General features: G+C 51.3%; 16 tRNA genes. All 16 read left to right on the top strand.

The features are described from left to right. Positions 1-48: 48 nt before the first annotated feature. The 16 genes from IR151_RS19895 to IR151_RS19820 all read left to right on the top strand — a co-directional run bounded on the left by IR151_RS19895 (position 49) and on the right by IR151_RS19820 (position 1,472). Positions 49-125 (top strand) — tRNA-Asp (locus tag IR151_RS19895). Between the two features lie 18 nt (positions 126-143). Then, positions 144-218 (top strand) — tRNA-Thr (locus IR151_RS19890). A 14-nt stretch (positions 219-232) separates the two neighbouring features. Then, positions 233-317, top strand: a tRNA-Tyr gene (locus tag IR151_RS19885). Positions 318-326: 9 nt separating this feature from the next. Beyond that, a tRNA-Leu gene (locus IR151_RS19880) sits at positions 327-410 on the top strand. A 30-nt stretch (positions 411-440) separates the two neighbouring features. Continuing rightward, positions 441-517: transfer RNA gene (locus IR151_RS19875), tRNA-Arg, on the top strand. 7 nt (positions 518-524) lie between these two features. Next, positions 525-600 (top strand) — tRNA-Gln (locus IR151_RS19870). 17 nt (positions 601-617) lie between these two features. Then, positions 618-690 (top strand) — tRNA-Lys (locus tag IR151_RS19865). A 15-nt stretch (positions 691-705) separates the two neighbouring features. Continuing rightward, a tRNA-Ser gene (locus IR151_RS19860) sits at positions 706-794 on the top strand. 3 nt (positions 795-797) lie between these two features. Next, positions 798-873, top strand: a tRNA-Phe gene (locus tag IR151_RS19855). Between the two features lie 7 nt (positions 874-880). Beyond that, a tRNA-Met gene (locus tag IR151_RS19850) sits at positions 881-954 on the top strand. A gap of 14 nt (positions 955-968) precedes the next feature. Then, positions 969-1,045: transfer RNA gene (locus IR151_RS19845), tRNA-Ile, on the top strand. A gap of 19 nt (positions 1,046-1,064) precedes the next feature. Continuing rightward, a tRNA-Pro gene (locus IR151_RS19840) sits at positions 1,065-1,141 on the top strand. An 8-nt stretch (positions 1,142-1,149) separates the two neighbouring features. Then, positions 1,150-1,226 (top strand) — tRNA-His (locus IR151_RS19835). A gap of 8 nt (positions 1,227-1,234) precedes the next feature. Then, positions 1,235-1,310, top strand: a tRNA-Lys gene (locus IR151_RS19830). 7 nt (positions 1,311-1,317) lie between these two features. After that, positions 1,318-1,391: transfer RNA gene (locus IR151_RS19825), tRNA-Cys, on the top strand. A 6-nt stretch (positions 1,392-1,397) separates the two neighbouring features. Next, positions 1,398-1,472 (top strand) — tRNA-Asn (locus IR151_RS19820). The last annotated feature ends 47 nt before the right edge of the window (positions 1,473-1,519 follow it).

Genomic DNA, 1,519 nt, shown 5'->3' with positions numbered 1-1,519 from the left:
TACAAGCAGGGGGTCGCAGGTTCGAGCCCTGCTGGTCCCACCATTTGCGGCCTGGTAGTTCAGTTGGTTAGAATGCCAGCCTGTCACGCTGGAGGTCGAGGGTTCGAACCCCTTCCAGGTCGCCAAAATAAAATATGAAAAATGCTGGTGTGGCTCAACGGTAGAGCAGCTGACTTGTAATCAGCAGGTTGTAGGTTCGATTCCTATCACCAGCTCCATGTAAAATTAATACGGAGGATTTCCCGAGCGGCCAAAGGGGGCAGACTGTAAATCTGTTGTCATCGACTTCGGTGGTTCGAATCCACCATCCTCCACCAAAAAAATGCGCGGATGTGGCGGAATTGGCAGACGCACTAGACTTAGGATCTAGCGCCATTGGCGTGGGGGTTCGACTCCCTTCATCCGCACCATTTTTTATTTAATTTATACATATTTATTGTGGGTGCATAGCTCAGCTGGATAGAGCAACGCCCTTCTAAGGCGTGTGTCCGGGGTTCGAATCCCTGTGCGCTCACCACATATATTGGGGATTAGCCAAGTCGGTAAGGCACATGACTTTGACTCATGTATGCGTAGGTTCAAGTCCTGCATCCCCAGCCATTAAATATTAAAGTTAAGGTTCATTAGCTCAGCTGGCAGAGCACCTGACTCTTAATCAGGGTGTCCCGAGTTCGATCCTCGGATGAATCATTGGAAGTAGAATATGGAGAGGTGTCCGAGTGGTTTAAGGAGCTGGTCTTGAAAACCAGTGACTTCGAAAGGGGCCGTGGGTTCGAATCCCACCCTCTCCGCCAAATGCCCAGATAGCTCAGTCGGTAGAGCAGGGGACTGAAAATCCCCGTGTCGGTGGTTCGATTCCGCCTCTGGGCACCAAGAATATGGCGGTATAGCTTAGTTGGCTAGAGCGTTCGGTTCATACCCGAAAGGTCATAGGTTCGACTCCTATTACCGCTACTAAAATTTAATGTGGGCCATTAGCTCAGTTGGTTAGAGCGCCCGGCTCATAACCGGTAGGTCTGGGGTTCGAGTCCCTGATGGCCCACCACATTAAATTAACAAAATTTCGAGGTGTAGCGCAGTTTGGTAGCGCACATGGTTTGGGACCATGGGGCCGGGGGTTCGAGTCCCTTCACCTCGACCAATATAATGGTGGGTATAGCTCAGTTGGTTAGAGCGCCAGATTGTGGCTCTGGAGGTCGTGAGTTCGACTCTCATTATCCACCCCAACTAATATGGTCTATTAGCTCAGTCGGTAGAGCACCTGACTTTTAATCAGGGTGTCCCGCGTTCGAGTCGCGGATAGATCACCAAAAAGGCGGCGACATAGCCAAGTGGTAAGGCAGTGGACTGCAACTCCTTGATCCCCAGTTCGAATCTGGGTGTCGCCTCCAAAATATTCCAAGGTAGCTCAACGGTGGAGCAACCGGCTGTTAACCGGTAGGCTGTGGGTTCGAGCCCCACCCTTGGAGCCAAAAAAGCCGAAGTGGCGGAACTGGCAGACGCACAGGACTTAAAATCC

It is taken from the genome of Clostridioides sp. ES-S-0006-03 (assembly GCF_020662275.1).
In the GTDB taxonomy this organism is placed as follows: domain Bacteria; phylum Bacillota; class Clostridia; order Peptostreptococcales; family Peptostreptococcaceae; genus Clostridioides.
The sequence above is the reverse complement of the archived record's forward strand: the minus strand, read 5'-3'. Positions and strand labels throughout refer to the sequence as shown.